17 protein-coding genes are annotated in these 22751 nt (G+C 56.8%); 13 read left to right on the forward strand and 4 right to left on the reverse strand.

Going from position 1 to position 22751, the window contains the following annotated elements:
* Positions 1-60: 60 nt before the first annotated feature.
* The 3 genes from BW958_RS05085 (at position 61) to BW958_RS05095 (ending at position 4106) form a co-directional block, all read left to right on the forward strand.
* Positions 61-1797 carry an ABC transporter transmembrane domain-containing protein gene (locus tag BW958_RS05085; RefSeq protein WP_076574640.1) on the forward strand — a complete coding sequence of 579 codons (1737 nt, stop codon included), beginning with the start codon at positions 61-63 and terminating at the stop codon, positions 1795-1797.
* Complete coding sequence (locus tag BW958_RS05090) at positions 1794-3527, forward strand: ABC transporter transmembrane domain-containing protein (RefSeq protein ID WP_076574641.1); 1734 nt, start codon at positions 1794-1796, stop codon at positions 3525-3527. Before BW958_RS05085 ends, BW958_RS05090 begins: the two co-directional genes overlap by 4 nt.
* A gap of 105 nt (positions 3528-3632) precedes the next feature.
* Positions 3633-4106 carry a DUF4442 domain-containing protein gene (locus tag BW958_RS05095; RefSeq protein ID WP_076574642.1) on the forward strand — a complete coding sequence of 158 codons (474 nt, stop codon included), beginning with the start codon at positions 3633-3635 and terminating at the stop codon, positions 4104-4106.
* Between the two features lies 1 nt (position 4107).
* On the opposite strand, the gene ybcJ is transcribed toward BW958_RS05095, so the two are convergent.
* Complete coding sequence (gene ybcJ, locus BW958_RS05100; RefSeq protein WP_076574643.1) at positions 4108-4320, reverse strand: ribosome-associated protein YbcJ; 213 nt, start codon at positions 4318-4320, stop codon at positions 4108-4110.
* A gap of 137 nt (positions 4321-4457) precedes the next feature.
* Between ybcJ and BW958_RS05105 the strand changes: the two genes are divergently transcribed.
* The 10 genes from BW958_RS05105 to rmf all read left to right on the forward strand — a co-directional run bounded on the left by BW958_RS05105 (position 4458) and on the right by rmf (position 19764).
* Positions 4458-5201, forward strand: a complete 744-nt coding sequence (locus BW958_RS05105; RefSeq protein WP_076574644.1) for a DUF429 domain-containing protein — start codon at positions 4458-4460, stop codon at positions 5199-5201.
* A 176-nt stretch (positions 5202-5377) separates the two neighbouring features.
* Positions 5378-7999 carry an aminopeptidase N gene (gene pepN, locus BW958_RS05110; protein WP_076574645.1) on the forward strand — a complete coding sequence of 874 codons (2622 nt, stop codon included), beginning with the start codon at positions 5378-5380 and terminating at the stop codon, positions 7997-7999.
* Positions 8000-8047: 48 nt separating this feature from the next.
* Positions 8048-8269: a DUF2835 domain-containing protein gene (locus tag BW958_RS05115; protein ID WP_076574646.1), complete on the forward strand. Its 222-nt coding sequence runs from the start codon at positions 8048-8050 to the stop codon at positions 8267-8269.
* A gap of 240 nt (positions 8270-8509) precedes the next feature.
* Positions 8510-13348, forward strand: a complete 4839-nt coding sequence (locus tag BW958_RS05120) for an NAD-glutamate dehydrogenase (RefSeq protein WP_076574647.1) — start codon at positions 8510-8512, stop codon at positions 13346-13348.
* A gap of 53 nt (positions 13349-13401) precedes the next feature.
* On the forward strand, positions 13402-14412 hold the full coding sequence (gene pyrD / locus BW958_RS05125; RefSeq protein ID WP_076574648.1) for a quinone-dependent dihydroorotate dehydrogenase: 1011 nt from the start codon (positions 13402-13404) through the stop codon (positions 14410-14412).
* Positions 14413-14496: 84 nt separating this feature from the next.
* Positions 14497-15039, forward strand: coding sequence for a cell division protein ZapC (locus BW958_RS05130; RefSeq protein ID WP_076574649.1), 543 nt, complete (start codon positions 14497-14499; stop codon positions 15037-15039).
* 94 nt (positions 15040-15133) lie between these two features.
* Complete coding sequence (rlmKL, locus tag BW958_RS05135; RefSeq protein ID WP_076574650.1) at positions 15134-17278, forward strand: bifunctional 23S rRNA (guanine(2069)-N(7))-methyltransferase RlmK/23S rRNA (guanine(2445)-N(2))-methyltransferase RlmL; 2145 nt, start codon at positions 15134-15136, stop codon at positions 17276-17278.
* On the forward strand, positions 17278-17508 hold the full coding sequence (locus tag BW958_RS05140) for a glutaredoxin family protein (RefSeq protein ID WP_076574651.1): 231 nt from the start codon (positions 17278-17280) through the stop codon (positions 17506-17508). The genes rlmKL and BW958_RS05140 overlap by 1 nt, the downstream gene beginning before the upstream one ends.
* A 9-nt stretch (positions 17509-17517) precedes the next feature.
* The gene (locus tag BW958_RS05145; RefSeq protein WP_076574652.1) at positions 17518-19425 is read left to right on the forward strand and encodes an ABC transporter ATP-binding protein; all 1908 of its coding nucleotides are present in this window, start codon (positions 17518-17520) and stop codon (positions 19423-19425) included.
* 159 nt (positions 19426-19584) lie between these two features.
* Positions 19585-19764: a ribosome modulation factor gene (gene rmf / locus BW958_RS05150; protein WP_179078817.1), complete on the forward strand. Its 180-nt coding sequence runs from the start codon at positions 19585-19587 to the stop codon at positions 19762-19764.
* Between the two features lie 57 nt (positions 19765-19821).
* On the opposite strand, the gene fabA is transcribed toward rmf, so the two are convergent.
* The 3 genes from fabA to BW958_RS05165 all read right to left on the reverse strand — a co-directional run.
* Positions 19822-20370: a 3-hydroxyacyl-[acyl-carrier-protein] dehydratase FabA gene (gene fabA / locus BW958_RS05155; protein ID WP_143233024.1), complete on the reverse strand. Its 549-nt coding sequence runs from the start codon at positions 20368-20370 to the stop codon at positions 19822-19824.
* An 87-nt stretch (positions 20371-20457) separates the two neighbouring features.
* The gene (locus BW958_RS05160; RefSeq protein WP_076574654.1) at positions 20458-22440 is read right to left on the reverse strand and encodes a Lon protease family protein; all 1983 of its coding nucleotides are present in this window, start codon (positions 22438-22440) and stop codon (positions 20458-20460) included.
* A gap of 167 nt (positions 22441-22607) precedes the next feature.
* Positions 22608-22751, reverse strand: a 144-nt coding sequence (locus tag BW958_RS05165; RefSeq protein ID WP_143233016.1) for an integrase core domain-containing protein, incomplete at its 5' end; no start/stop codon positions are given.

A 22751-nucleotide genomic window follows, 5' to 3' on the forward strand; every position in this document is an offset into this window, starting at 1 on the left:
GCTTTTTATTCAGCTCAGGATACAATGAAGACTTTCGTGCCAAAGTGACAAGGTTGTGTCGTGAGTGTTTTTTTGCGTCTCGGTTGGTTTTTTCGCGAGCAGTGGCGTTGCTATGTCACCGCGATTGTCCTGTTGATGATGGTGGCGGCGATGACCGCCATTCCCCCCAAGATCGTAGGGCAGGTCGTTGACGGGGTCACTCGCGGCGATCTGAGCACCTCCCAGTTAGCCGGTTGGCTGGCGCTGTTGCTACTGCTCGGCGTGATTATCTATGTGCTGCGTTATATCTGGCGGGTCACCCTGTTTGGCGCCGCTTATCGGCTGGCATTTGTGCTGCGTAATCGCTTGTTCGAACACTTCTGCGCCATGAGCCCCGATTTTTATCAGCGCCATCGCACCGGCGATCTGATGGCTCATGCCACCAATGATATCCAGGCGGTGGAGATGACCGCCGGGGAAGGGGTGCTGACGCTGGTGGACTCCTTTATCGTCGGCATTCTGGTGCTGGTGATCATGTGTACCCAGTACTCCTGGCAATTAACCCTGGTCTCGTTGTTGCCACTGCCGGTCATGGCGCTGTGCATGAATCGTTTTGGCAAGCAGATCTACCGTGAATTTAAAGAGGCCCAGGCGGCCTTTTCCCGACTCAACAACAAGACCCAGGAAGCACTCTCGGGCGTGCGGGTGCTCAAATCCTATGCGGTGGAGTCCCTTGAAGAGCGTGGCTTTGCCGAGCTGACCCGCGAAGCCGGGCAACGCAATATGGCGGTGGCGCGCATCGATGCCAAGTTTGATCCGGTGATCTATCTGTGTATCGGCTGCGCCTATTTTCTTGCGGTGGCCGGTGGCAGCGTGCTGGTACTCAATGACACCTTGACGCTGGGCCAGTTGACCAGTTTTACCATGTATCTTGGTCAGCTGATTTGGCCCATGTTTGCCATTGCCTGGTTGTTTAACATTATCGAGCGCGGTAGCGCCGCCTATTCCCGTATCGAGACGCTGCTGGCCGAACGGGGCGCGATCGCTAATCCTGCCGAGCCACGCACTCCCTCCACGCCTTTCCCGCTGGTGGTTAAACACCTTGGGTGGGAGGTGGAATCACGCGCTTTGCTCAGTGATATTTCACTGACGTTGCCGGCTGGTGGCACGCTGGGTATCGTCGGGCGAACCGGTGCTGGCAAAAGCTCGCTACTTAAATTGCTGATGCGCTACGCCGATCCGCAGCACGGGGAAATCACACTAGGCGGCGTAGCACTGACGCACTGGCCGTTGACGGCGCTTCGCAGTCGCTACGCCTATGTGCCCCAAGAGCCGTTCCTGTTCTCTACTTCCATTGCGGCCAATATCGCGCTGGGCAATCCGCAGGCGAGCATGGATGAGATCATTCGTGTGGCGCGCATTGCCTGCGTGCACGATGAAATAGAGCGGTTGCCACAAGGCTACCAGACTCAGGTTGGTGAGAAGGGCATGACGCTTTCCGGCGGTCAGAAACAGCGGTTGGCCATCGCCCGGGCGCTGCTCCTTGATGCTCCAATCTTGCTGCTCGATGACGCGCTGTCGGCCGTCGATGCCCATACCGAGCAATCTATTTTGCATGCACTGGCCAGCGAACAACGCACGTTGATCATTACCTCTCATCGCATGACGGCGGTGGAGCAGTGCGACGAGATCGTGGTACTCGGAGATGGCCATATCGTCGAGCTCGGTGCCCACGCCGAGCTACTGACGCAAGATGGCTGGTATGCCCGAATGGTGCGCTACCAACGGCTGGAAGAAGATCTGGAGGAGGTGCTGTGAATCCAACTCTGAAACGTCTATTAAGTTACGCACTGGCACACCGCACGGCACTGCTTGCCGGTTTTGGCTGGTTGCTGCTTGCCACTGCCGCCGAGGTGGCTGGCCCACAGTTGATTAAACACTTTATCGATGATCACTTGGCGCCACGTCAGCTGGTGGCCAGTGGTGTGGCGACCTTTGCGGTCGGCTATCTCGGATTGCAGCTGCTTTCTGCGCTGGGTTTTTATCGCCAGTCGCTGCGTTTTAACCAGATTGCCCAAAGTGTGGTGCAACAGCTGCGTGAACGTGTGTTTGCCACGGCAATTCGCCTGCCGGCGAAGTATTTCGATCAGCATAGATCGGGCTCGCTGATCTCGCGGATCACCAATGACACCGAAGCCATCATGAATCTGTATGTGCAGGTAATTGGCATGCTCATCCAAAAGGCGGTGCTGCTTATCGGGATCCTGATCTCGATGGCACTGCTCGATATCAAGCTGATGCTGGTGTGCGCCATGCTGTTGCCAGTGGTCTTTATCCTGATGTGGATTTACCAAAAGCTCAGCGTACCGGTGGTGCGAGCAACCCGTAGCCTGCTGTCGGATATCAACAGTCGTCTTAATGAGTCGCTGCAGGGAATGGCGGTGATCCAGGCCATGGTGCAGGAGCGGCGATTTGCCGCCGAGTTTGCCGCAGTGAACGACGATCATCAGAATGCACGGGTGAAAGGTCTTAAGATCAACGGCTTGTTGCTGCGCCCCCTCATTGATCTTTTTTACATGATGGTGTTGATCGGCCTCTTGGCTCTGTTTGCTCACGAAGGCAAAGGAGCCGTGCAGGTCGGTGTGCTCTATGCGTTTATCAGCTATCTGGGCCGGATGATTGAGCCCATCATCGAGATGACCAACCAACTCGGTCAGCTGCAGCAATCCATGGTGGCAGGCGAGCGGGTCTTTACGCTGCTCGATGAGGCGCAAGAGTCTGGCACAGGCCAACACGCAACGCTTAAAGGGGAGGTGGCCTTCCATCAGGTTACGTTCTCTTACGACGGTGAGCGGCAAGTGCTCGAGGGCGTCGATTTTGCAGTGCGTCCCGGCCAGATGCTGGCGCTGGTGGGCCATACCGGCAGCGGCAAGAGTACGGTCATCAGCCTGTTGATGCGATTTTATCCACATTATCAGGGACGCATTACCTTAGATGGGCAGGATGCGGCCAGTCTGGAGCTGGCGTTACTGCGCGGTCAGATGGGGCTGGTGCAGCAAGATCCCTTTATCTTTGCCGGTACGCTTGCAGAAAACCTGCGCTTGGGACGCGCCAATCTGGATGATACGCGTCTGTGGCAGGTGCTCGAAGAGGTGCAGCTAGCTGGTTTTGTGAAAAGCTTGCCGGATGGGTTGGCCAGCTTGCTCGATGAAGGCGGGCGTAACTTGTCTGCCGGCCAGCGTCAGTTGCTCTCGTTTGCCCGGGCATTAGCTTGCGATCCACGCATTTTGATCCTGGATGAGGCGACCGCCAGTGTCGATTCCCAAACCGAAGCGGCGTTGACTCAGGCGTTGGCAGCAGCGCGACGCGGCCGCACTACCATTGCGGTGGCGCACCGTCTCTCAACCATTGTCGATGCTGATGAGATCTTGGTGCTCTCTCGCGGGCGCATTATCGAGCGCGGCTCTCACGAGGCACTGATGGCACGCAGTGGTCATTACGCTCGTCTGTTTGAGATGCAGAGCCAGGGCGCTTGGCTCGCCAATTAGCCAATTCTCTAAGGCGGGCGGGGGTTCCTTCGCTCGCTTTTTCCTTGCCATCAGCGGATTTAATCGGCAACATTCCGTTTACATCAACTCATCGGATCAGTTGCCATGGATTGGAAACAAATAAAAGCAACGTTGGCTCTGCGCCTGTTTTCCTGGCGTTATATTCCGCTTATCGGCTTTTGTGCCCCTCGTATTGAAACCCTGAATGAACGCGAGCTGGCGGTGCAGATCCCGCTCGGCTGGCGTACCCGCAATCATCTGGGCAGCATGTATTTTGGCGCATTGGCCATCGGCGCTGATCTGGCCGGCGGATTGCTGGTGCTGGATAAAGGGAGACGGCGTCAGCGCAAGGTGCACTTTGCATTTAAGGATGTGGCCGGGGATTTTCTCAGGCGCCCCGAGGCCGCAGTGCGATTTTACTGCGCCGCCGGTGAGACGATTGATCAGATGATTGAAGAGTCACTGACGCAAGGCCAACGGATCAACCGTCCCATCGAGATTATCGCAACCTGCCCGAGCATCAGCGGTGATGAGCCGATGGCGCGCTTTACGCTCACTCTGTCGCTCAAGGCAAGCTAACTTACGGTTTGACGACCACTTTCATACCGTTGAAATTGACGACCTGTTCGGCGCGGATCTTTCCGCGCTTGCGGGTATCAACCTGACCGTCCACTTCAACCAAACCATCAGCAATCAGTTGCTTGGCCTGTCCGCCACTGTCAGCCCATCCCAAATGCTTGAGCAGATCGCACAGTTCGACGTGGGGATGGCCTTCGAGATTGAACGTTTCCATGATGTCTATCCAGTAAAATGGCGGGTCGCCATTCTAGGGGCGCAAGCGGGTCGTGGTAAAGGCTCTGCGCGTAAAAGTGGCTTTTCCTGCATGGAGGGTTTGGATACTCTGCCAGTCCGCGTTGGAAGGAGCATGTGATGACATTTGATGCAGTGGGGATCGGCTGGGATGTATGTGGTTGGCAGGGAAACACCCAGGCTGTCGCCATCGTGGGCTGGGCAGAAGGGGCGCTGCACTGGCTCGGGTGCTCGCCGGCTTTTCGGTTTAGCTCGCGCCAATCACCCACGCTCTCATCTCTCTTATTGCCGGTATTGCAAGACCCGGTGGCAGTTGCGTCGCTTTTGGCTGTTCCTCACATCACCTTGGGCATTGATGCGCCATTAAGCTTTCCACCTGCGCTGGGCGATTTGTTAAGTGGCCGGCCAGCGCCCTGCACTGTTCCCGAGCGGGAGATTGACAACCCTTATGCTTATCGCGACTGCGAGCGCTGGCTTTACCAGCGTTATGGCAAAAAGCCGCTCTCGGCAACGTTTGATCGTTTAGGGAACAATGCCACCTTGGCCATGGCACTGCTCAAACATTGGCGCGTGCCGGTTGCGCCGTTGCAGTCAGCGGGGGAAGGGGAGCTGGTGGCCATCGAAACCTACCCAGCCATGGCCAAAATGGCGGGTAGGATCAGTGCTGCTCATCCTGGCTTGCTGCACGTTTTGCCTGATGGAATAGCGGTCGGGACTGATATTTACGATGCTGCGCTGTGCGCACTGATGGCGCTGCAACATGCCATGCAAGGGCAGTGTGACACGTTACCTGCGCTGGTTACGCCTGAAGATAGTCATGCTGGTGATGGCTGGATCTATCACTTTGATTTAGCTCGCAGCTAAGCTTGACCTAAAAATAATCAGATATGCCATCTCACAAATGTTATGCAACACCAAATCAAACAAACGTGCTTCGTTGAAGCAACAAAGGATAGGCAAAACAGCAGGCAATGATTGACCCCTGGCTGGGGGATATGCCAGCCTTTCTCTCGTCAAAACTGCGTGGAAGCAAACAATAAATGACACAAGAACACGACATGAAGGCGGCGAAATACCGCCTTGACTACCAGGCACCGCATTACCTGATTGATACCCTCGATCTGGATGTGCAACTCGACGATCACCACACTCGCGTGACTGCCATTAGCCGGGTTCGCCGCCAGGGTGAACACAATGAGCCGCTGCGTCTGGACGGAGAGTCCATGACTCTCGTCTCGGTGAGCGTTGATGGTCGGGCATTTGAGAACTACCGCGAATTGCCGGGACAGCTGGAGCTCACCCAGTTGCCAGCTGAATTTGTGCTGACCATTGTGACCGAGATTGATCCGGTGGCTAATACTGCGCTGGAGGGGCTCTACAAATCCGGTGACGCCTTCTGCACCCAGTGCGAAGCCGAGGGTTTTCGCCGTATCACCTTCTATCAAGATCGCCCGGATGTGTTGGCGCGCTACTCAACTCGCATCACGGCCGACAAGGCCAAATATCCTTATCTGCTCTCCAACGGTAATAAGGTGGCCAGCGGTGAACTGGGCGATGGCCGCCACTTCGTGCAGTGGCAAGACCCGTTCCCCAAGCCCAGCTATCTGTTTGCACTGGTTGCCGGTGACTTTGATGTACTGCAGGACAGCTATCAGACCCGCTCTGGCCGTCAGGTTGCCCTCGAGATCTTTGTCGATAAAGGCAACCTCAACCGCGCCGGCTTTGCCATGGAGAGCCTCAAGCGGGCGATGCAGTGGGATGAAGAGCGCTTTGGGCTTGAATACGATCTCGATATCTACATGATTGTCGCGGTCGATTTCTTCAACATGGGTGCGATGGAGAACAAGGGGCTGAATATCTTCAACTCCAAGTTCGTTCTGGCCAATGCCCAAACCGCCACCGATCTTGACTACCACGGTATCGAGCGGGTGATTGCCCACGAATACTTCCATAACTGGACCGGTAACCGCGTCACCTGCCGCGACTGGTTCCAGCTCAGTCTCAAAGAGGGGCTGACTGTCTTTCGCGATCAGGAATTCTCCTCTGATGTGGGCTCGCGCCCGGTTAATCGCATCAACAACGTGCGGGTCATGCGTGGTCCGCAGTTTGCCGAAGACGCCGGCCCGATGGCGCACCCGATCCGCCCGGATGTGGTGATTGAGATGAACAACTTCTACACCCTGACCGTCTATGAGAAGGGCTCGGAAGTGATTCGCATGATGCACACTCTGCTCGGTGAAGCAAAATTTCAGGCTGGCATGCGCCTCTATTTTGAACGCCACGACGGCACTGCGGCCACTTGCGAAGATTTCGTCAAGGCGATGGAAGATGCCTCTGGCATCAATCTGGCACAGTTCCGCCGCTGGTACAGCCAATCCGGTACCCCGGTGCTGACGGTGCGTGATGAGTATGACACCAACTCTGGCCGCTACCGCCTGCATGTCGCACAGACAACGCCTGCCACCCTTGATCAAGCTGACAAGTTGCCGCTGCACATTCCGCTTGATATCGAGCTTTATGGGGCAGATGGCCGCGTGCTGCCGTTAACGCGTGATGGTCAGAGCGTGCATCATGTGCTGGACGTCATGGCGGCCGATGCCACCTTTGAATTTGATCTCAGTGAGCGTCCGGTGATTTCGCTGCTGCGTGACTTCTCGGCCCCGGTTAAGCTGGATTATCCCTACAGTGGCGACGAGCTGGCGTTTTTGGTGCGCCATGCCAAAAACGACTTCGCTCGCTGGGATGCGGCGCAAATTCTGGTAAACCAGGCCGTCACTGACAATGTCGCACGGCTGACTGCCGGTGAACCTGTAACGCTGCCAGTTGCCCTGCGTGATGCGCTTAGCGCCGTGTTTAACGATGCCGCGCTCGAGCCTTCATTCAAAGCAGAGCTGTTGACCCTGCCGGGTGAGGGGACCTTGGCTGAGCTGTTTGATGTTGCCGATATCGATGCCATCCATGCGGTGCGCCAAGCCCTGCAGCAGCAGCTGGCGGCTGCATTCGGTGCGGCGCTCGATACTGCGTATGCCGCGCTCAAGGCCCCCTCTTACGAGATCAGCCACGAAGCGGCAGCCCGGCGTAGTCTTAAAAACGTATTGCTTGGCTATGTGGCTGCCCGTGATGGTGACAAAGCGGATGCGCTGGTTGCCGCCCAGGCAGATGGCAGTGATAACATGACCGACCGGCTCGCTGCGCTGCAGGTGGCTAATGCCTTTCTGTTGCCGTGCCGTGCGCGGTTGCTGGCAGCGTTTGAGGCAGACTGGCGTCATGACGGTCTGGTGCTGGATAACTGGCTGCGTCTGGTGGGCAGCAAGCCGGCCGATGACGTGCTGGCGGATGTGCAGCAAGCCATGCAGCATCCCCAGTTCAGCATTCGTAACCCCAACCGGGTGCGGGCGCTAATTGCCAGTTTCTCGGCCGCCAACCCGGCCCAGTTCCACCGCAAGGATGGTAGTGGCTATCGCTTCTTGGCTGACTTGATTATCGAGTTAAACGAGGTCAATCCGCAGAATGCCGCGCGCATGGTGACGCCGCTTATCCAGTTCCAGCGTCTGGATGCCGCGCGTAAAGCGCAGATCCGCACTGAGCTGGAGCGAATTGCCGCGCTGCCCAATCTAGCTGCAGACTTGTTTGAAAAGATAAGCAAAGCACTGAAGATGTAATGACGTCAGGCGGGCAGGGCAACCTGCCCGTCATCACAGGATACCCGCATGAAGCAGTACACCTTTGAGCTATACATTCCCGCCGATGAAGTGCTGCGCTATTACCAAGGCCAGGCGCGCAAGGTGGTCGTGCGTAGCGAGCAAGGGCTGGTCATTGAGTTGCCGGCAGAGCGGATCCGTCCATTTATCACCTCCTCGGGTGTGCGTGGCCGGTTCGTTCTCAAGACCCAGGATGATCACCGCTTTCTAAGTCTTGACAAGATAAGTTGATATTAAGCTCACTTTCATCACGCTTGTACCATGATTTGTATGATGAGTGGTGTGAGCCTCTGTGATTGAATGGTTAAACAGAGCATCCCCCTGAGCGCTTCGTGAACTGAACCAAACTTTTAACTTTTTGTTAGCATCCTGTCTCGCCTTGTCGTTCCCGTACGACTACACTCGCGCTAATCCCTGAACCCAGGGCGACAGTCCGTTGTCGTCGTGCGCAGTTGTGCTAAGGAACCCGCCATGGCTCTTAAAGATGCTCCTGTTTCTGTCCTGCTTGAACATGTTGTAGAACTGGTCCACCACAAGTCTCCCGCCCAAAGTGCTCCCCTGATTGAACAGTTTGTCACCCGCTTTTACGGCAATATGAGCAGTGATGATGTGACTGATCGTAATGACAGCGATCTCTACGGCGCTGCCATGAGTTTGTGGAATGCGCTCAATCAGCGTAAAGGGCAAGAGCCCTGCATTCGCGTCTATAACCCCGAGCTCAGCCGCCATGGGTGGCAATCGCCACACACCATCGTCGAGATGATTCTGCAGGATACGCCGTTCTTGGTGGACTCCTTTCGCATGGCGTTAACCCGGCTTGGCTCTACGGCTCACATGATGCTGCACCAACCTCTGCACCTGGTGCGAGGTAAAGACGGGCAGGTCAGCGCCATTCTTGATATCCATAACACCGCCGGCGAGACCTCGGTAGAAACCGTGTTTCTTATCGAAATTGATCACCTGACTGATGAAGATCAGATGAGTGCGCTGACCAATGAACTGCGCTCGGTAGCCGGTGAGGTGGCGCTGGCGGTCGGTGATTGGAAAGCCATGCTGGCCAAGCTGCACCATGTCATTGAGGAGCTGGCCACCCGGCCATGCCCTCAATCACACGCAGAGTTAGAGGCGGCGAAAGAGTTCCTGCGCTGGGTGGCGAGCGACAACTTTACCGTGATGGGCTATCGCAGCTACGAGGTCAAGGCGGTCAAGGGCGATCATGAAATCTCGCCGGTGGCGGGCTCCAGTTTGGGCTTGATGAAAAACTCCGAGCATAAAAAGGGTATTCGTCTGGGGGCCATGCCTGCCAGTGCCCGCCATGCGGCGCTGAGCCAAGATCTGCTGATCCTGACCAAGTCCAACAGCAAATCGCGGGTACATCGCCCGGCCTATATCGATTACATCGGTATCAAGCGCTTTGACGAGCAAGGCAAGGTGGTGGGTGAGGATCGCTTTATCGGTCTGTATGCTTCCTCGATTTACAACACCAGTGCGACCCAGATCCCGCTGATCAGCCGTCGGGTTGAGCGCATCATGGCTGCGTCGGGTTTTGAAAAGGGCTCTCATGCCTACAAGGCGCTGCTCAACGTGCTCGAAACCTATCCCCGTGACGAGCTGATCCAGGCCACCGAGCACGAGCTGCTGGCCATTGGCTTAGGGGTGCTTGAGATGCAGGAGCGCGACATGCTGCGCCTGTTTATCCGGCGTGATGTCTACGGCCGTTTCTTCTCCTGCATGGTGTATGTGACCAAGGAGCGTTACAACACCTCCCTGCGCCTGAAAACCCAAAGCATCCTGCAGCAATATTTCGGCAGCAGCGAAGGCGTGGAGTTTGATGTCTACTTCACCGAAGGCACGCTGGCCCGCACCCATTACATCATCCGGGTCGATAACAATAACGTGGATGTAGATGTGAACGAGATCCAGAACAACCTGATTGAAGCAGCCCGCAGCTGGGATGACCGTTTGAGTGGCGTGTTGCTCTCCCATTACGGTGAGGCGCGTGGCAATGCGCTGGCGCGCCGTTTCAGCGCCGCTTTTCCGCGCGCTTATAAGGAAGATGTGCTGCCGGGGTTGGCGGTGGCCGATATCATTCAGCTCGAGGCATTGAGCGAGCAAGCGCCGCTTGGCATGTTGTTCTACCGCGCGCAGGAAGAGAGTGACCTTCGCAAGGTGCGCCTCAAGTTGTTCCACCAGCGTGAGCCCATCCATCTTTCGGACGTGCTGCCGATGCTGGAAAACATGGGGCTGCGGGTGATTGGCGAAACCCCGTATCAGGTGCGCAATCCGATGGGAGAGATCTTCTGGATCCTCGATTTCTCCATGCTCTTTAGCGGCTCATCACTTAATCTCGAAGAGTGCCAGACTCGCTTCCAGGAGGCGTTTGCCGCCGTCTGGAACAAACAACTGGAAGATGACGGGTTCAACCGGTTGGTGCTCGGTGCGGGGCTGGCCGGCCGTCAGGTGTCGGTGCTGCGCGCCTATGCCAAGTACATGCGCCAGACCGGGGTTTCATTTAGCCAAACCTACATCGAAGAGACCCTGACCCGTTATCCGCAGATTGCCCGGCGGCTGTTTGAGCTGTTTGACCAGCGTCTGAATCCTGCCTTCGAGCGCTCGTCGGATAAACAGGCAAGCCTGCATGAGCAGCTCATTGGCCAGCTTGATCAGGTTGCCAACCTCGATGATGACCGGATTATCCGTCGCTACATCGAGATGATTGAAGCCACCATTCGTACCAACTATTACCAGCCAGATCGTGATGGCAACATCAAGCCTTACATCTCGTTTAAGCTGGCGCCGTCGTCAATCAGCGACATGCCGTTGCCGCTGCCGCGCTTTGAGATCTTTGTTTACTCGCCGCGCGTCGAAGGGGTACACCTGCGCTGGGGTAAGGTGGCGCGGGGTGGATTGCGCTGGTCAGATCGTAAAGAGGATTTCCGTACCGAAGTGCTCGGTTTGGTGAAAGCCCAGCAGGTTAAGAACACCGTGATCGTGCCGGTCGGTGCCAAGGGTGGCTTCTATTGCAAGCAGATGCCGGCCGGCGCCAGTCGCGCCGAGATCCAGCAAGAGGGCAAAGCATGCTATCGCCTCTTTATCCGTGGTCTGCTCGACATCACCGACAACATCAGCAAGGGTGAGGTGATTGCGCCGCGTGATGTGGTCCGGCACGACGAAGATGACTACTACCTGGTTGTTGCTGCCGACAAGGGCACCGCTACTTTCTCGGATATTGCCAACGAAATCAGTCTGGAATATGGCCACTGGCTGGGCGATGCCTTTGCCTCGGGTGGCTCGGTCGGTTATGACCACAAGAAGATGGGGATCACCGCTCGCGGTGCGTGGGAGTCGGTCAAGCGCCACTTCCGTGAGTTGGGGCGTGATTGCCAGCAGGATGACTTTACCTGTGTGGGCATTGGGGACATGGCCGGGGATGTGTTTGGCAACGGTATGCTGCTCTCTCGACACACCTGCCTGGTCGGTGCGTTCAACCACCAGCATATCTTTATCGACCCGACACCGGATGCCGAGAAGAGCTTCGTCGAGCGCCAACGCCTGTTCGATCTGCCGGGCTCAAGCTGGGATGACTATAACCGGGAGCTGATTTCACAAGGGGGCGGCATTTTCCTGCGCTCAGCCAAGTCGATTGCGCTGACCCGTCAGATGCAACAACTGCTCCACACCGACAAGGCGAGCATGACCCCCAATGAGCTGATCCGCTGCCTGCTCTGTCTGGATGTGGATCTGCTCTGGAACGGCGGTATCGGCACCTATGTGAAAAGCAGTGTCGAGAGCCATAGCGAGGTGGGTGATCGCAGCAACGATGCCCTGCGCGTCAATGGCCGGGAGCTGCGAGTCCGCATTGTGGGCGAGGGCGGTAATCTCGGCTTTACCCAGCGTGGCCGAATTGAGTACGCCATGCAGGGAGGGCGCCTTAACACCGATTTTACCGACAACGTAGGCGGTGTGGATTGCTCCGACAACGAGGTGAACATCAAGATCCTGCTCAATCAGCTGGTTGATGCCGGAGATCTCACGGTCAAGCAGCGTAACCAGCTGCTCTACGAGATGACCGACGAGGTGGCCGGCATTGTTATCACTAATGCGTACCGCCAGTCCCAGTCCATCTCGGTGACCGCTTATCGCGGCGCTGAGCAGCTCAAGGAGCAGCAGCGCTTTATCCAGATGCTCGAGCGTGAAGGTAAGCTCGATCGGGCGTTGGAAGCGCTGCCAACCGATGAAGATCTGGCCGAGCGGATGGCGAGTGGTCAGGGACTGACGCGTCCCGAGCTCGCGGTGTTGGTCGCGTACGGCAAGATGGTGCTCAAAGAGCAGCTCAATGTGCCGGAGATCACCGATGATCCGTTCCTCGCCAATCTGTTGGTGCGAAGCTTTCCGACGGCGCTGCAGCAGCAATTTCTGCCGGCCATGAACCAGCACCCGCTGCGCCGGGAGATTATTGCGACCCGCCTTGCCAACCTGCTGGTCAACGACATGGGGCTCAATTTTGCCCACCGCATGCGTGAAGAGACCGGCGCGACGCTGGCCGATGTCGCCATCTGTTTTGTGATGGCGCGCGAGGTGTTTGGCTTTGATGCGCTGTGGCGTGACATTGAGGCGCTGGACAATCACACCCAGGCTGATACCCAGCTGGAGATGATGTTTACCACTCGTCGTATGCTCCGACGGGCCATCCGTTGGTTCCTGCGTGCCCGCAATCGCAACTGGGGGATTGAGCAGACTGTCGCCTTCTTCCGTCCGGCGCTGCTGGCGCTTTCTGGCCAGCTCTATAGCGTGATGGAGAGCGCCGAGGTGGACGAGCACCAAGAGAAGGTGGACAAGCTGCTCCATCAGGGGGTCCCCGAGGCGATAGCCCGTCAGGTGGCGCACATGAGCAGCCTCTTCTCGGTGCTGGATCTGGCGCAGGTGGCGGCCGAGCAGCAGGTTGATGTACTGCGGGTTGCCGATGTCTATTACCGGCTGGGTGCCAGACTCGAGCTGCACTGGTTCCTCGATCAGATCAACCACCAGCCGGTGGCTAACCATTGGCAGGCGATGGCTCGCGCTGCGTTTCGCGAAGATCTCGATTGGCAGCAGCGGACTCTCACTTCAGTGGTATTCGAAGGGTGCAAAAACCAGGGGGAATGCGCTACCATACTGGCCGACTGGATTACGGAGCATGAGCAGCTGCTGACCCGTTGGACCCACATGCTGGCCGACTTCAAGACCACCACCACGCACGAGTTTGCGAAATTCTCGGTGGCCTTGCGGGAGTTGAACCTGCTCCAGTTGAACTGCCGACCTTCGGCATAAGGCATAGGACAAACAAGCCCCGGCATCTGCCGGGGCTTTTTTAAGGAGCCATGATGTATTACCCCCTCGCCAGACACTTCCTGTTCAAACTCGATCCGGAAGTTGCCCACGAACTCTCCATCAAACAGCTCTCCCGTCTGCAAAACACCCCGCTTGATTGCCTCTTTCGCCAGCATTTACTTCCGCGCCCCGTCACTGTCATGGGGCTTAATTTTATTAACCCGCTGGGACTGGCCGCCGGCCTTGATAAGGACGGGGAGTGTATCGATGCGTTCGGTGCCATGGGATTTGGTTTTGTGGAGGTGGGGACCGTCACGCCGCGTCCGCAGTCGGGTAACGACAAGCCACGCCTGTTTCGGGTGATCCCGGGCGAGGGGATCATCAACCGCATGGGGTTCAACAACAAGGGGGTGGACCACCTGGTTGAGAACGTCAAAAAGGCGCGCTATCAGGGGATCATCGGGATCAATATTGGTAAGAATAAAGATACCCCGCTGGAAAATGGCAAGGATGATTATCTGATCTGCATGGACAAAGTGTATGACCATGCCGGTTATATCGCCGTGAATATTTCCTCGCCCAACACGCCGGGCCTGCGTCAATTGCAATACGGCGATGCCCTTGATGATCTGCTCTCATCATTAAAAGAGCGTCAAAAAGCCCTCGCCGAGCGCTACCAGAAATATGTTCCGTTGACGGTGAAAATTGCCCCTGATCTTTCTGATGAAGAAATTGAGCAAGTCGCAGACTGTTTCATGCGTCATCAGATTGATGGGGTGGTGGCCACTAATACCACGCTGGCTCGCGATATGGTTTATGACATGCCACACGCTCATCAAGCCGGTGGATTGTCGGGCCGACCACTGCAACCACGCAGTACCGAAGTGATCCGACAATTATCCGGATACCTGAAAGGATCCATTCCGATTATCGGTGTCGGTGGCATTGATAGTGCCATGGCGGCGCGTGAAAAAATGGCCGCCGGAGCGAGCTTGGTGCAAATATACAGCGGCTTTATTTACAAAGGCCCCGATTTGATTAAACAAATTGTGATGAATATTTAAATATATGCTGCCCTTTAATTGAAATTGACAACCTTATCTGCATAGAATGGTCAGGTTAGTTAAATAGTTATTAAAGGGCAGCTCATGATCATTGCACCAAACGATCACTGGCGATGGAGTTATGACCACCAAGCCGATCGCTTGATGTTGGATTTATCCGATCAGATGGTCTTTGCCAGCGAATATCGCGGCAAGCAGCTGGTACCGGCTGCGTTTGTTTCTGCGCCCTTCTGTGTCGAGGACGCAGCACTGTTTTATAATTTTCTCGATAAAATTCAAGAGCTTGACTGGTGCGCACCGGAAAAGGTGCAGCTGGTTCTTAACGCCATCGCCGTCAAACGCTTCTACAAACCTTTGATGCCGCAAAGCTGGTTCTTTGCCGAGCAGCCGGTCTCTTTGAGGGTTACGCAAGGTGATCTGGTGTGGATGGATTGTCAGAGCCACGGTCACAGCGCGCTGTTTGTGGTGGTAGAAGAAGGGGAGCAGGCCAGTGTTTGCCTGCACCTTGACCAGGAGTTTCTGCTCTGTGGCGGCAAGCCGTTGAGTCGCTTTGCGGTGATCAAAGTGATGAACAACCGTCTGCGGCGCTGGTTGCCACCGGTCGTTTCTCTGCAACAAGCCGTCTAACCCGCGTTTTTGTGCTTTTCCGAAGCGGGCGCTGCGTACAACAGCGCCCGCTTGGTTTATAATATTGCCCTTTTCTGGCATCCCCGTGAGCGTGATGAAACAATTCTTTGCAACCTGCCCCAAAGGGCTGGAGAGCCTGCTGGCTGACGAGTTGACCGGCCTTGGTGCCAGCGACGTGCGTGAAACTGTCGCCGGTGTTCACTTCAAGGGCGAACTCGAGCAAGCGTACAAAGCCTGCCTCTGGAGTCGTCTGGCTTCCCGTATCGTACTGGTACTCTCCGAATTTGCGGTCAAGGACGATCTCGACCTCTATCTGGGTGTGCACACCTTGCCGTGGGAGCAACATTTCCCGGCCACCTCGTCGATCGCCGTGGATTTTACCGGTACCAGCCCCTCCATTCGCAACACCCAGTACGGCGCGCTCAAGGTCAAGGATGCCATCGTCGACCGTTTCCAAAAGCGCAGTAACTCCCGTCCCGATGTCGATAAAAAGCAGCCGAACGTGCGCATTCTTGCCCACCTGGGCAAGGGTAAGGTCAACATCACCCTGGATCTGTCTGGATCGGCGTTGCATCAGCGTGCCTATCGTCAGGGCACCGGTGAGGCGCCGCTCAAAGAGAACCTGGCCGTTGCCATGCTGCTGCGAAGCGGCTGGGCGGGCGAACCACTGCTCGATCCCATGTGCGGCTCGGGCACCTTGCTCATTGAGGCGGCCTTTATTGCTGCCGACGTGGCTCCGGGGCTGAACCGTCCGCGCTGGGGGTTTGAAAACTGGCTCGGTCACGATCCAGCGCTGTGGCAGAGCCTGAAAATGGAAGCCCAAGTGCGTGCCAAGCGCGGGCTCGGTCGGGTTGGTGGCAAGATAATAGGCCGTGACAGTGACGAGCGGGTGCTCGCCAAGGCGCGTGCTAACGCCAAGGCGGCCGGTGTTGGCCACCTTATCGAGTTTTCTGTGGGCGATGCGGTCAAACTGACGAACCCACTTAAGGGCGCACCGGTCGTTGAAGGCACTGCGGTAGGCATGCTCATCTGTAACCCGCCCTACGGCGAGCGACTGGGGGAATTTCCGGCACTGATCGAGGTACATCAGGCGCTTGGCGATGCACTGCGCCGCGAATTTCAGGGCTGGAAGGTCTCGATTCTGTCAGCCTCTCCGGAACTGCTCAGCTGTCTGCGCCTTCGCGCCGACAAGCAATATCGCCTGTTTAACGGCGGTATCGAGTGCCAACTGCGTAACTACCAGATTGCGGTTGACTCGGTCGCCTCCAACAAGCAGGTGGCGGAAGATTTTGCCAACCGGCTGAAAAAGAATCTTAAGGGGCTCGAAAAGTGGGCCAGCAAGGAAGGGGTTGAGTGCTACCGCCTCTATGATGCGGACTTGCCCGAGTACAACGCGGCCATCGACCGTTATCGTGACTGGCTGGTTGTGCAAGAGTACGCTGCGCCCAAAGACATTCCGGCGCAAAAGACCCGTCAGCGTCTGCTCGACATGGTGCAGGCCGCGATCGCCGTGACCGGTGTGGATGGCGAGAAGGTCGTCCTCAAGGTGCGTGAGCGTCAGGAAGGCAAGCAGCAGTACCAAAAGCTGGCCGAAGAGAAGCAGCGCTTCGAGGTGAGCGAATATGGCGCCAAGCTGTGGGTCAACCTGCACGACTATCTCGACACCGGTTTGTTCCTTGATCACCGCATCACCCGGCGCAAACTGGGCGAGATGGCCAAGGGCACCCGCTTCCTGAACCTGTTTGCCTACACCGGCAGTGCTACGGTGCACGCGGCGATCGGTGGCGCCAAAGAGACCACCACGGTCGATATGTCGCGCACCTATCTTAACTGGGCGCAGGATAACATGCGTTTGAACGGCATGACCGGCCGGATGCATCGCTTTGAGCAGGCAGATTGTTTGCAGTGGCTGGCAGAGGCGAACCCGTCGGGCGCCGCTGATGGCCAGTACGATCTTATCTTTATCGATCCGCCGACCTTCTCCAACTCCAAGCGGATGGAGGAGACCTTCGACGTGCAGCGTGATCATGTGAAATTGCTCGAGCACCTCAAGCGGCTGCTGGCGCCAGAGGGCACCTTGGTGTTCTCCAATAACAAGCGTCACTTCAAGATGGACATGGAGGCCGTGGCTGGGCTGGGGCTCACCGTGCAAAACATCAGCAAGCAGACGCTGCCCAAAGACTTTGAACGCAACCCGCAGATCCACAACTGCTGGCTGATCCATCACGTGAAGGCCTGATGCTGACGCTGTTTCACACCGAGGGTTGTCACCTCTGTGAAGAGGCCTGGGCCCTGCTGGAAACAGCAGGGCTTGCCGCACGGACTCGGCGCTGCGACATTCTCGATGATGCCGCCTGGCTTGAGGCCTATCGGACGCGTATTCCGGTGCTGCGTGATGATACCGGCCGCGAGCTGGGCTGGCCGTTTGATCTGGCGGACCTGCGCCGCTTTACCGCTTTCTCTTCTTAAGGAATCAAGATGGCACTGTTGACGCTGCATGATGCCTGCCTTTCATTTAGTGATTTTCCCCTGCTTGATCATGCCGAGTTGCAGATTGAGCGCGGCGAGCGTCTGTGTCTGGTTGGTCGTAACGGGGCGGGCAAGTCCACCCTGATGAAGATTTTGGCCGGTGAGATGAACCTCGACGATGGTCGTCTCATCATCCAGCAAGATTTGAACATTGCCCGTCTTGAGCAAGATCCACCGGCATCGAGCGAGCACAGCGTGTTTGACTACGCCGCCGAAGGGCTGGCTCATGTTGGTGAACTGCTCAAGGCCTATCACCATGCCTCGCTGCTGGTTGCCAAAGATCCGAGCGATCAGCACATCCGTACCCTGAGCCGACTGCAAGAGCAGCTCGATCATGCAAAGGGCTGGCAGTTTGAAAACCGTATCAATCAGGTATTGCAACTGCTTGGTCTTGATCCGGACGCACGCCTCTCCAGCCTCTCGGGTGGCTGGCTGCGTAAGGTGGCGCTGGCCCGGGCGCTGGCTGGCGATCCGGATATTCTGCTGCTCGATGAACCGACCAACCACCTGGATATCGATGCCATCCAGTGGCTGGAAAACTTCCTCAAGGATTTTCGTGGCGCCATCGTGTTTATCTCCCACGACCGGGAGTTTATTCATCGTTTGTCGACCCGCATCATCGATCTTGATCGCGGCCGCATCACCTCCTGGCCGGGGGATTACGATCAGTATCTCATCGGTAAGGAAGAGGCGCTGCGGGTTGAAGATCTGCAAAACGCCGAATTTGACCGCAAGTTAGCTCAGGAAGAGGTGTGGGTTCGCCAGGGGATAAAGGCTCGCCGCACGCGTAACGAAGGTCGGGTACGGGCGCTCAAGGCCATGCGTATGGAGCGCGGCCAGCGCCGCGAACTGCAAGGCAAGGCCAAGCTGCAGATGGAAGAGGCGAGCCGCTCCGGCAAGCTGGTGTTTGAGGCGCAGGGCGTTAACCTGGCGTTTGATGACAAGACCCTGTTTACCGATCTGGAGTTGCTGGTTCAGCGCGGTGACAAGATTGCGCTGGTTGGCCCCAACGGCTGCGGCAAATCGACCCTGATCAAGCTGCTGCTTGGCGATCTGCAGGCAAATGCCGGTGAAGTGCGCCGTGGCACCAATCTGGAAGTGGCCTACTTTGACCAGTACCGCGAGCAGCTCGACCCCGAGCAGACCGTGATGGAAAACGTCGGGGAGGGCAAGCAGGAGGTCATGGTGGGGGGGCGCAGCCGCCACATTCTGGGTTACCTGCAAGACTTTTTGTTTGAACCCAAACGGGCGCGCACACCGGTGCGGGCGCTCTCAGGCGGTGAGAAAAACCGCCTGCTGCTGGCCAAGCTGTTTTTAAAGCCCAGTAACCTCCTGATCCTCGACGAACCGACCAACGATCTGGACGTCGAGACCCTGGAGCTGCTCGAAGAGTTGCTGGCCGATTACCCGGGCACCTTGCTGCTGGTCAGCCACGATCGCCGCTTTATCGACAACACAGTGACCGGTTGCTGGTTCTTTGAAGGGGACGGCCGCATCAGTGACTATGTGGGCGGTTATGCCGATATGCAGCACACCCGCAGTCAGCAGCAAATCACGCAGGCTCCAGTCAAAAAGAGCGAGCCCGTGGCGGCACCGGTTGTCCAAAGCGAGCCACGCAAGAGCCGCAAGCTGTCTTATAAGTTGCAGCTTGAACTCGACACGCTGCCGGCTCGTCTCGAGCAGCTGGAAGGGGATATTGCCGCGCTGCAAGCGCAGATCAATGCACCGGATTTCTTCTCGCAACCGGGTGATGTGACCCAAGCCAAACTCGATGCACTGGCCGCTGCGGAGTCTTCACTTGAGGACGCGTTCCTGCGCTGGGAAGAGCTGGAAGCGATGAAAAATGGCGAGTCATAACCACGAAATAAAAAATTAACCACTATCAGCACCTTGTGTCATCAGGCTGCAAAATAGTGAAAATTGGGTTTGACCCGCTTTCTCGATTGCGTTAATCATGAAAGTCGATCACTTGGCAAAGTGGTCGACTTTTTTCCATGAAGAGAAGAGGGTCCTAGGATGATGAAGAGACAGAAACGAGACCGTCTGGAAAGAGCTCGAGCTCGTGGGTATCAGGCCGGAGTGACCGGCAAGAATATCGAATCGTGTCCCTATCAGGGCTTGGATGCACGCGGCCATTGGCTTGGAGGATGGCGCGATGCAATGGAAGGGCGGGGCGCTGGCCTCTTCATGAAGTAGATCTAAAAGGACAAGGGGCCCATTGGGCCCCTTGCTGTATCTAAAGGTTTTACTAGCTTAGAAGCTGCTGGTGTCCTGGAACAGACCGACCTTCAGATCGGTGGCTGCATAGATGGGACGACCATCCACTTCCACCACGCCATCGGCAATCCCCATCACCAGCTTGCGGTTGATCACCCGCTTCATGGTGATCTTGTAGGTTACCTTCTTGGCGGTCGGCAGGATTTGACCGGTGAACTTCACTTCACCGACGCCCAAGGCGCGGCCCTTGCCGGGACCACCCTTCCAACCGAGGAAGAAGCCAACCAGCTGCCACATAGCATCCAGACCCAGGCAGCCAGGCATGACCGGATCACCCGGGAAGTGGCAACCGAAGAACCACAGATCAGGCGTGATATCCAGCTCGGCCAGGATCTCGCCCTTGCCGTGTTCACCGCCGTCGTCATTGATACGAACGATGCGATCCATCATCAGCATGTTAGGGGCGGGAAGTTGGCTGTTGCCTTCACCAAACAGCTCACCACGGCTGCAAGCCAGCAACTCTTCACGGCTGAAGCTCTGCTTGCCTTGTTCACACAGGGAGAGGCGGGGTGTGCTGGCGGTCATATCATCGGTCACGGATCAATCCTTATCGTTATCAGGCAAAAACAACCCGGGCAATTTAGCTTACACTTGTTCGCTAAACAACTCCGATCACTGTCGAGAGGAGCCCAGACGCCCCAACAGGCGCCTTAGCAGACCTTCTCTGGGCAAGGTGCCGTTGAGTTCATCCAGTCGGCCCTGGATGCGACCGAACAGGGTGTCATCCTGATCCGGATCGCCCGCCACGCAGCCGGTCAAAAGTTCAATGGCCTCTTCCACATGGCTCACTGGATGAATATGAAAACGGCCCTGCTCAACGGCCTCGATCACCTCATCTGACAAGTTGAGCTGCAGATGGTTGGTGGCCGGCAGGATAATGCCCTGTTTACCGGTCAGACCATGGATCTTGCACACCCGGAAGAATCCTTCAATCTTCTCGTTAACGCCACCGACCGGTTGCACGTTGCCAAACTGGTCAACGGCGCCAGTCACCGCAAAGTGCTGGTAAATAGGCTGGCGGGCGAGGGCAGAGAGCAGGGCACACAAACCGGTGAGTGACGCGCTGTCGCCGTCAATCTCGTGATAAGACTGCTCAAACACCAGATTGGCCGACAGGGGCGAGGGGTTTTCTGCACCAAACTGGTTGGAGAGATAACCGTGAATGATCATCATCGCCTTGGCGTGAATATGGCCGGCCAGCTCGGCCTTGCGTTCGATATCGGCCACATCGCCATCCCCTAAGTGCACGGTGGCGGTCAGGCGCACCGGCTCACCAAAGTCATAGGGGTGACCGGCGACCTGGATGACCGAGAGGCCGTTGATCTGGCCAATCTCTTCACCGTCGGTTTGCAGCAGGATCTGACCGTCAATCACGCCAAGATCAGATTGCTCAATCAGGTAGTTAAGACGAAAGTCCTGCTCGCACAGTGCTTCACGAATGTGCTCTGAGGTGACTACAGTGGCTTTTTCATCCCGCGCCACGCTGTCAGCCAGCCGCATCAGAGCGCTTATCTGCACCTCGGCCAGCGAGAGCCACTCCTGGTGGGCGCACAGGCGCGAAGCGTGACGGCAAAGCGCTGCCACCGCATCAGGGGCGAAATCGAGCAGGTTCCAGCGAAGGCGCAGCCCCGCCAGATAACTGGTGAAATCGCCCAACTGCTCGGAGACATTAACCTCCGAGACCAGCTCGGCGCGCAGGAAGATGCGCTCGGCCATGTCTCTGTCGAGCTGCTGGAACTCGGCCACATCAAGGCGATCGCCGACCAAAATCAGCTTAAGACGTACCGGGCTGGCCTCTGGCGAGAAGAAGGGGGTCAGGGTTTTGCCTTCCTGATAGGCATTCCAGTCGAGGAATCCCTGCTGCATGGCGTTTTTCAGCTTGAACCAGAGGTGCGGCTGATCGAGCAGCTCATCGAGCGGCAATATCAGGTAGCCACCGTTAGCTTGACGCACCAAACCGGGCTCGAGCAAATGGTGGTTGGCATAGACCGAGCCTTGTTCGGTCTGATAGTTAATAGAGCCAAACAACGTATCCCAGCTTAAATCGCGCCCGAAAATCACCGGCAACTCGCGCTGTTCGTGATGCACCAGCAGGTTGATCAGCACCGGATGCTGAAATTCGAGTCCGAGTGCAACGTGGGCGGTCAGATCCGAGAGAAAGTCATCAATCTTGGGATCGTTGTTCTGTTTTCGCATGATCCGGGTGACCAGGCGCTCGGCGTCGAGATGATGGTTGGCCAGCTTAAGCAGCTCTGCCACCATCTCGCAAAACTCGTAGCCACTGCCAGGCTGCAGTTGCAACCAGATGGGCTTGAACGGATTGTTCAGGTTTTCGGTAAAGCAGAGATCGAACAGATCGCCATCATTGCCTTCGATACCGGCAATCAGATGCCGGCAGGCGGCTTCATAATCCACGCCGGGAAAACCGTTGAGCAGCATAACCGGGCTGTCGCCGTTAAAGTTGGCTAGACGGTGGATGCCCGATACCGCGCGCGGTTGCAGATCGGCAAAGGTGAGCGGTTCGAGTTCGCCGAGGGCACAAAACTGATCGGCATGAAACGCGGGCTTGAGTTCTTCTGGTGTTAATTCAGCCACTTATTTTAGTGTCCATCGAGATGCGCAAGTGCCGTCATTATACACATTTCAACGCAGGGGGCGGCATCAACGGATGGGCAGAACAACGGGTCAGTGTTCAACGAACATATCTTGCCGCGCTACGTTGTTGATACCATCGCTGTAATGACCCAGCCGTTCCTGCACAACTAAGCGGCTTCGGCATAGGCCTGCGCCGGTGTTTTCATCTTTAGCGCCTGGTGAGGACGCTTCTGGTTGTAAAACTGGATCCAGTCGCCAATCACCCGACTGGCATGCTGCAAGGTCTCGAACCTCTGCCGATGGGCACACTG

This window comes from Aeromonas sp. RU39B, from assembly GCF_900156095.1.
GTDB lineage: Bacteria > Pseudomonadota > Gammaproteobacteria > Enterobacterales > Aeromonadaceae > Aeromonas.